This window comes from bacterium (assembly GCA_021372775.1).
Lineage (GTDB): Bacteria > Acidobacteriota > Polarisedimenticolia > J045 > J045 > JAJFTU01.
This window is the reverse complement of record JAJFTU010000372.1, coordinates 1-7,544: the sequence shown is the minus strand read 5'-3', so window position 1 is coordinate 7,544 and position 7,544 is coordinate 1. Positions and strand designations below refer to the sequence as shown.

Annotated in this window: 6 protein-coding genes; 2 read left to right on the top strand and 4 right to left on the bottom strand. The window is 69.6% G+C overall.

Going from position 1 to position 7,544, the window contains the following annotated elements:
* Positions 1-381 precede the first annotated feature (381 nt).
* Entirely contained in the window at positions 382-1,761 is a 1,380-nt protein-coding gene (locus tag LLG88_12305) for a hypothetical protein (GenBank protein ID MCE5247685.1), read from the top strand.
* A gap of 224 nt (positions 1,762-1,985) precedes the next feature.
* Entirely contained in the window at positions 1,986-3,047 is a 1,062-nt protein-coding gene (locus LLG88_12300; protein ID MCE5247684.1) for a hypothetical protein, read from the top strand.
* A 434-nt stretch (positions 3,048-3,481) separates the two neighbouring features.
* Here LLG88_12300 and cdd read toward each other — a convergent pair whose 3' ends face one another.
* The 4 genes from cdd to LLG88_12280 all read right to left on the bottom strand — a co-directional run.
* The gene (cdd, locus tag LLG88_12295) at positions 3,482-3,895 is read right to left on the bottom strand and encodes a cytidine deaminase (protein MCE5247683.1); all 414 of its coding nucleotides are present in this window, start codon (positions 3,893-3,895) and stop codon (positions 3,482-3,484) included.
* Between the two features lie 22 nt (positions 3,896-3,917).
* Positions 3,918-4,685: a response regulator gene (locus LLG88_12290; protein MCE5247682.1), complete on the bottom strand. Its 768-nt coding sequence runs from the start codon at positions 4,683-4,685 to the stop codon at positions 3,918-3,920.
* A complete protein-coding gene (locus LLG88_12285) occupies positions 4,682-6,712 on the bottom strand; it encodes a hypothetical protein (GenBank protein ID MCE5247681.1) in 2,031 nt (676 codons plus the stop codon). Before LLG88_12285 ends, LLG88_12290 begins: the two co-directional genes overlap by 4 nt.
* Positions 6,713-6,986: 274 nt before the next feature.
* Positions 6,987-7,544: riboflavin biosynthesis protein RibF (locus tag LLG88_12280; protein MCE5247680.1), on the bottom strand; the 558-nt coding region annotated here is incomplete at its 5' end.

Below are 7,544 nucleotides of genomic sequence, written 5' to 3'. Positions count from 1 at the left end.
CAATCCGCGTTCGTGCGCGGCTTCATCGATGACTTGGCGAAGGCCGGCGCCGTGAAGCTTCCCGAAACGTTGTCTCAATCCGCGTTCGTGCGCGGCTTCATCGATGACAGCATATCGTGGAATTGGCTCTTGGGAAAAGGTTTACGGGGCGCGATACGACGCACCCTGCTCGGTTGTCAAAGAGCGCGCCGCGCCAGTCGCCATGGGCGCGGAACCGCTTGCAGAATCAAGAATTTGCCCGCGCGACGCACACAGTGTCAAGCGCGAGCGTATGTTATTGTCCGTGCGGGCTTTGCGCCGTCGCGGGGGCGACGGGGGGAAGTGCGGCGCCGGGTTGCCCGGACGGCGCCGCCGCCGTTCGGGGCCCGAGGGGGGAGTCCGATGGACGCCAAGGATCTTCAGGTCGTCGATGAGCTGCGGAAGGCGAAGAAGTACGCGGACGCGGAGGCGTTGCTGCGGAAGTCCTGGGCGGCTGCGCCGGAGCCGGAGGTCGGCTGGCGGCTCGCGTTGTGCCTGCGCCATCAGGCGCGGCTCGCCGAAGCGGGGAAGCTGCTCGGCGAGTGCCTCGAGCAGTGGCCGCAGCATGAGTGGGTCCGCAACGAAGTCCTCTGGCTCGCGCACGACGCGGAGCTCAAGCCGGCCGTCGCCGCCCTCGACCTCGCCAAGGCCGAGGCGGCGGCGAAGCGGATGCTCGCGATGGGGGCGAAGGATCTCGGCCTGCGGCGCGCCGTCTTCGGCGTGGTCAAGGTCGCCAAGGCTCGCGGCGCGTGGGACCGGCTGCTCGACTGGATCGAGCGGCTCGACCCGGCGACGCTCGACCGCGCGCCGCGCGAATACGACGGGCGCGACGTCCCGTCCGAGTTCGCGCAGTGGCACTTCGCCCGCGTCAAGGCGCTGCTGGAGCTCGAACGCTGGCAGGACGCGCTCCTCGCGGCGCAGGAGGCGCAGGCGCTCTTCCCCGGGCAGCGGGACTTCCTGCGCTGGGGCGCGCTGGCGCTGGCCGAGCTGGGCGACGTCGCCGAGGCGCTGCGGGAGCTGCGCGCGGCGTCGGCGCGCGACCCGCAGTGTTGGTACCTCCACGATTCGATCTCCGAGCTCGCGGAGCGGGCCGGCGATCTGGACGAGGCGTTGCTCGAGGGATGCCGCGCGGCGCAGGGGCCGGGGCAGACGAAGGCCAAGATCAAGCTGGTGGAGCGGCTGGGGCGGCTCTTCCTCGAGGCGGGGGACGCGCCCAACGCGATGGCCCACGCGCTGCTCGCGACGCAGATCCGCGCCCGCGAGGGCTGGCCGGTGCGCGTGCCGCACGACGAGCTGCTGCGGCGCGCCACGGCGGAGGCGGGGGAGTCCGGGCCGCGCGACCTGCCGTTCCGCGACCTCGTGCAGTGGTGCGAGCACGCCTGGCGGCGCGTGGTCAACGAGGCGCGGCCGCTCGTCTCCGGCGCCGTGGCGAAGCTGCCGGAGGGGAAGCCGTTCGGGTTCCTGCACGCGGACGACGGCGCGGAGTACTTCGTGCTGCTGCGCGACATCCCGGCGAGCCTGCGGCAGGTCGGGCGGCGCGTGGCGTTCCGGCTGGAGCCGAGCTACGACCGGAAGAAGGGGAAGGAGTCGCTGCGCGCGGTGGAGGTCGCGGCCGAGGGGAGCGTGCCGCCGCCGGCGCCGCGGAGGCGCGTCGAACGGCCACGCGCGTCCGCGCCGCCGCCGTCCGCGCCGGCGCAACGGCGCCGCCCGCCGATCGACGACGACCCGTTGCTCGACGTCTGACGGGGCTCCGCGTCGTCGGCGTCGTCCGGATTTCCGGGGGCGACCCGCGGCGCGGCGCCTGAGCGGGGCGCGGCCGCGGCAGACGGGGTGGCGCGTCCGCGGCGCGGGCGCGCGATCGACCGCCTCGGCCGTTGCCGTGGCGGAGTCGCGGCCGAGGGGGTGGCGCGTCCGCGGCGCGGGCGCTTCAATGGCCGCGCGGACCGTCCGTCCGCAGGGGGAACGCGATGCGCTTCGTCGTCGAAGTCGGCCGGGAGTGGGTCTGGGACGCGTTGCCGCCGCGCACGATCGCCCTCGACGGCGCGGTCGCGGGGCCGCGGATCGACGCGGAACGGGAGCGCTACTCGTTCGACCACCACGCGTCGTGCGTGCGCTTGGCGACGGCGGCGACGTGCCGCCAGGTCCTCGACGCGCTGCTGCTCGGCCTCGACCCGAGCGCCTTCACCGTCCTGCTGAACGACGTGGACGCCGACAGCGCACTGGCCGCTTGGCTGCTGGCGCGGCGCGACGTCGCGCTGGCGGCGGACGCGCTGCGGCGGACGCGGGCGGTCGTCGCCGCGGTCGCGGAGGCGGACGCGCACGGCCCCGCCTATCCGCTTGAGAACCCGGGCCTGCTGTTCGGCTGCATGGATGCGCTGGCGTCGGCGCTTGCGGCGCGCGCGGCGGGCTATCCGCAGGGCGGCGACGCGGCGCTGGACGAGGCGCTGCGCGGCCTCGACGCGTGGTGGGCGGCCGGCGCGCCGGAGGCCGCGCCGCGCGACGGCTCGGGCGCGTCCTTGGCGGCGCCGCGGGAAGAGGCGGGCGCCTGGGCCTTCAATTCGGATAGGGCGGAACTGGCGGACGCGCCGGACTTGGCGGCGCCTCGGGAAGAGGCGGGCGCTTCCGCGGCGGAGTCCCGCGAAGCGCTTGACCTCTCGCCGCGGATCGAGGACCACGGCTCGTGGTCGCTGGTGCGTGCGGCGGGCGACGCGGGGCGGACCGACGGCGCGACCGCGCTCTACGCGTCCGGCCGGACGCGCCTCGTCTTCGTCGCGCCGCTGGGCGACGGCCGCTGGCGCTACTCGCTGGCCAAGCGCAGCGACCTCGTCGGCGGCTTCCCGCTGCGCCGCCTCTACGCGGCGCTCAACGACGCCGAAGCGGCGGCGCGCGGCGCGGCGCTCGCGCCCGGCCAGACGTGGGGCGGAGGCTCTTCCGTCGGCGGCGGCCCGCGCGACGGCTCCGTGCTTCCCCCCGCGCGCGTCGCGGTCGTCGTGGACGAGGTCTCGGGCGTCGCCGCGTTCCGCGGCTGAACGCCGCGCGAGCGCTTCGGTCCGGACCGCCGCGGCCTCTCCGGCGGATGGCCTTCGGTTCCCGCGCGAGTCGCGCGCCGGTCAGCGCGACCGACCTGAGCCGTCCTCTCCCCGAAGGACGTTCGGTCGTTCAACCACGGACGGCCAAAGAGGGGGAAACGGCATGCTGCACTTCATCGTGCTCTTCGGCGTTACCTACCTGATCTACGTCGGCGCCAAGAAGCTCTTCCGCGATCGCTGATCGCGATCCTTCGGCGCCGCCCCGCCGCGAACGCGGATGCACGCCGCCGCCGTCGTCGTCGTGCGCGAGCTGCTGGACGCGCGAACTTCACGGCGAGCGCAGGCCGCCCCTTCGCGGGCCCCGTTGCCGTCGCGCCGGGGATCGTCGCCGGCCGCCTTCCCGCTCGGCAACGGAACTGCGTCTGCCGGGTCTGTCAGCCCCGCGTTCCGTCCCCGAACGAGAACAGCGCGGGGAGCAGCTCGCCGGCGTGCGCGAGTACGTCGGCGCCGCCGTCGGCGCGGAACAGGACGCGAATGTCGTGGCCGAACTCCGCGATCACCTGCCGGCAGGCGCCGCAGGGCGTGATCGGGCGGTCGGGGCTGGCGACGGCCAAGAGCTCGACATCGCCGGGGCGGGCGCCCGCGGCGACGGCGGCGCCGAGCGCGACGCGCTCGGCGCACATCGTCAGACCGAAGGAGGCATTCTCCACGTTGACGCCGACGAACTCGCGCCCGTCGCGCAGACGGACCACGGCGCCGACCCGGAGATTCGAGAACGGAGCGTACGCGGACGACGCAGCCCGCTCGGCGCGTTTCAAGTATTCACTGATCACGGCCTTGTCCAGCATGCGTGCCCTTCCGCTCCGGCCTCTAGGCCAACACCCGGTGATCGGGATCGATGTTCTCGATCAGAACGCGGTTGTCGTGGAACCGCAGGAAAACGCGTCCCGGCGTAGAGAAACGGGCTTCCCACAGGCCGGGCGTGCTCTTGATCTGCTTTAGGTAGCTGCCGTTCCCCGGCGTTCTATTGTTGAGATCCGCAAGCGCCTTCACGAGGCGGATGTCCTTGCACGCGAGCATCTCGGAGACTGCCGACTTCGAGAAGTCGAGCCGGGGGAACAGCCCCCGAAGAACTTCGGAGTCGGCGACCTCGCCGGCGCCATGATCGCCGGGCTTGGTCTTCGCGGCTTCCGCGAGCGCCGCCTGAAGCCCGTCGATGGTCCCGCGCAGCTTGCCGAGACGCTCCAGGAGTCCCAACGCGCTCTCGATATGGACGCAGAGCGGTCCCGCGCCAACCGGCTTTTCGACAAGGTGCGCGCCGTAGAGCCGACAGGCGGTCGCGAGATCCTCCCACATCGTCGTGCCGGTCAGCAGGACGATGGGGAGGATGCCGTCGCTGTCTCTGATGTTCTCCAAGACATCAAGACCGGTGGCTCCCGGGCCGAAGTCGATGTCCAGAAACAGGACGTCGGTCTCGTAGGGATTCTGGGTTAGGTACATCTCTGTCGTGACGGCGTCACTGAAGGTCTTGACGCCGGCATTCGGAAAAGACTTGAGAATCTCTGCCGTCAGGCCAGTTCGAATTCCCGCATTGTCGTCAGCCACAACGACATTCACCTTTTCGGTGCTCGATGTCATGGTCGCTCCGTGTTTGCATCCCCTCCGCGCGCGGAGCCTGCGCGGGGGTGTGCGGGGAACAAGATCTTCGTGGATGCGCCGACATGGCCGTCGGCGCTGGTCACGTTGTCGGCAACGATCGTTGCGCCCATCAGGCCGGCGAAGAATTTGATCAGCATCGTGCCTTCGCCGATGCGCGCTCCTCCGCCGACTCGCTTCTTGGAACTCGCAACTCCGGTGACATAGATGTCGCCGATAATCTCGGGCTGGAACCCCCCTCCTTCATCGATGACCGATATGGCGAGATCTCGGTCGAACGTGATGCGGACGACGATCTTGCGTCGGAACTGGGCGTCCGCAGCGCGCCGATAGAGGCGCTCGATTGCCTGCACGGAGTTGGCTACGAGATTCCGAAGGACTGAGCGTAGTTGGCCCAGGATGAGGCTAACCTCCATGTCCGACATCGTTCGTACACCTTGGTCCACTTGAACATCGAGGTCGATGTAGGAATAGGATTCGAGCGAGGCGAAGTGTGTCTTCACGTACTCTTCGACTCGTCTCGCCGCTTGGCCGACTGGAAGCGTTTGTGGGGTGAAATCAAACATTGCCGGAATATCCGTGCATTGCTCCTTGAGGCGCGCCTTTACGAAGTTGATTGCACCCTGACAGACGGTGAGGTCTGCGCCGGTCAAGGGCCGTCCTTCGCGCACTGCTTGGGCAATCCAGTTTCCCGGCTCGTGGTGCATGTCGGCGACGATGTTGCTGATCTGTTTGACGACCGCGGGATTCTCTTCCCACCCAGTCTCAAGTTCTTGCGCCGTCTGGAGCGAACCAGCCAGCGCGCGGCGCAACTCCCGCCCGAGGAGATTCACGACGCCCTTCGCTTCCTCGCGGACCGCGGCTTTGTCTTGCACGGCCAACTCCGCGGCGCGGCATTCGTTGATGCGGGCGATGAACACCTGCGCTCCGGCGAGCCCGATGATGGCGATGATCGCGGTCCATGACGGTGTGATCGGCCACGACTTCGAGGCGTAGAAGGCCCACGGGGTCTGTCCCAGCCAAGCGAACGCGGCGCAGTAGAGCATCGTGATGAAGACGAGGCCGACGCCCAACGTGCCAAGGAACCAAGAATCGGGGTCGCTGGCGGGGTGCTGGGCTTGAGTCTCGAAGAGATCCCGCAGCGCGTCGTGGTGGACGGATCTGTTCGCGAAACAGGGCCGGAGAGCCGCGGCGAGAAGCGCGAGTGCGAGAAGTCCGACGGTCCAGTGCGCCGATGCGTGGCCTTCGCCTGGGAAGAGTTGGAAGTGGCGCCACGCGAGGGCAGCCAGAAATACAACTAGAGTCGGCACGAGAAGCGTGATGTCCCTGCGGTTCGCGGCGGCAAGGCGCCTGCGATCCGTCGAGGGAATCTCGCAGAGCTGGCATTTCGTGAACCGGAGATAGGACTGGACCATGATGAACCCGGCCATCGCGACGAGCGTCTTGTCGGGGAAGGAGAGGACAAGATCCGCGGCGAGAGCGCGGAACCACGTCGGACCGGCGAACGCGGCGAAGAGGTAGTCTCCGTAGGTCGCCGTTTCGTGGCCGAAGACAAAGCTCTTGAGAAAGACGGCGACGACGCTCACCGCAACGCAGGCCCCGCCTCCGCCGACGACAATGAGCTGCAAGGAGGAGCGGATTCGTTGCCACGCGCCGGTCGGCGCAGCCTTCTGCGGCCGCAGGACAGCGAGCCATCCCCGCTGCGCGGCGAACGCCCACCAGAGGCCGCCGGCCGCGTTCGCGAAAGCGAAATGCGCCAGGTTCGGGGTGGTGATCGAAGTCAGTGTGTTCGTCAGCAGCGCTGTCGTGACGGCGAAGACCGGCCCGAAGACGACCGCGGCGATGAACGTGCCGATCATGTCGAGGAAGAGGAATCGGTAGGAATTGTCGAAGGCGATGACACTGCCGATGTAGTTGACGGCGATGCAGAAGACGAGAACGGCTGACTTGTACGTCCATTCTGTCTTCGAATCGGCTCCGTTCTGCGTCTTTGGGCCTTCCGCGCTCATCTCTGTCCCCTGCAACAGGAGGGATCGTCTTGCATGGGAAGAAACGCCGGTGGGGCAGTCTCCGGACTGGCCGGGGCGATGCCTCCAAATTTGGGTCGAGCCGCGGCTCGCGCCTTCGTGGTGCGTGGCGATTCCCGTGAACGATGTCCCCCGAGCCCAAGTCACATCGTACTTGCGCGGGCACGGTTCGCTCAAGGGCTGCGGATGACGAAACTGGGCGAATTCGGCGCGCCAGCCGCGGTCGGCTGAGCGGCGGGCGGAGCCTCTTGCTCGTCTACCCGCGCTTCCCCCGCCACTCCTCGAACGCGTCGATGTCCCGTTGGATCTGGGCGAGCAGGCCCTCGGGGGAGTCGAACTTGCGTTCGTCGCGGTGGCGGGCCTGGAAGTCGAGCTCGACGCGGGCACCGTAGAGGTCGCCCTTGAAGCCGGGAAGGAAGGTCTCGACGACGAGGCGGTGGTCGCCGAAGGTGGGGCGGACGCCGATGTTGGTGAGGCCGGGGACGTGGAGGTCGCCGAGGCGGGTGAGGGTGAAGTAGACGCCGCGCGCGGGGAGGAGCTCGTTCTCGGGGGCGAGGTTGGCGGTGGGGACGAGGACGGCGCCGCCGCGGCCTTCGCCGTGGACGATCGTGCCGGCGAGGGCGAAGGGGCGGCCGAGCATTTGCGCGGCTTCCTCGACGCGGCCGGCGCCGACCGACTCGCGGATGCGCGAGGTGGAGATGCGCTCGTCGTCGTGCATCACGGGCGGGACTTCGTGCGCGGTGAAGCCGAGCGCGGCGCCGAGCTTGTTGAGCAGCGGGACGTCGCCGGCGCGGCCGCGCCCGAAGCGGAAGTC

Bases quoted from the DNA above. Each gene is read 5' to 3' on its own strand.
- LLG88_12305 (MCE5247685.1), top strand. From the start codon at position 382: ATGGACGCCAAGGATCTTCAGGTCGTCGATGAGCTGCGGAAGGCGAAG.
- LLG88_12300 (MCE5247684.1), top strand. From the start codon at position 1,986: ATGCGCTTCGTCGTCGAAGTCGGCCGGGAGTGGGTCTGGGACGCGTTG.
- cdd (MCE5247683.1), bottom strand. From the start codon at position 3,895: ATGCTGGACAAGGCCGTGATCAGTGAATACTTGAAACGCGCCGAGCGG.
- LLG88_12290 (MCE5247682.1), bottom strand. From the start codon at position 4,685: ATGACATCGAGCACCGAAAAGGTGAATGTCGTTGTGGCTGACGACAAT.
- LLG88_12285 (MCE5247681.1), bottom strand. From the start codon at position 6,712: ATGAGCGCGGAAGGCCCAAAGACGCAGAACGGAGCCGATTCGAAGACA.